The organism is Salifodinibacter halophilus (assembly GCA_012999515.1).
In the GTDB taxonomy this organism is placed as follows: Bacteria; Pseudomonadota; Gammaproteobacteria; order Nevskiales; family Salinisphaeraceae; genus Salifodinibacter; species Salifodinibacter halophilus.
This window is the reverse complement of sequence record JABEEB010000895.1, coordinates 1-229: the sequence shown is the minus strand read 5'-3', so window position 1 is coordinate 229 and position 229 is coordinate 1. Positions and strand designations below refer to the sequence as shown.

General features: G+C 70.3%; 1 protein-coding gene. It reads left to right on the top strand.

Annotation, left to right across the window (positions count from 1 at the left end):
• Positions 1-229, top strand: a 229-nt coding sequence (locus HKX41_14130; protein ID NNC25272.1) for a steroid 3-ketoacyl-CoA thiolase, incomplete at both ends; no start/stop codon positions are given.

Genomic DNA, 229 nt, shown 5'->3' with positions numbered 1-229 from the left:
CTTCCGGGAGGACGGGGTGATCACCGCCGGCAACTCGTCCCAGATCTCCGACGGCGCTTCCGCCGTGCTGGTGGCCGACCGCGAGGTCGCCGAGGCCGAGGGATTCCGCCCGAAGTTCCGCTTCCGGGCGCGGGTCGCCGTCGGCGACGACCCCACCATGCAGCTCACCGGTGTCATACCGGCTACCAGGAAGGCGCTGGAGCGCGCCGGCCTCACGATAGACGATTTG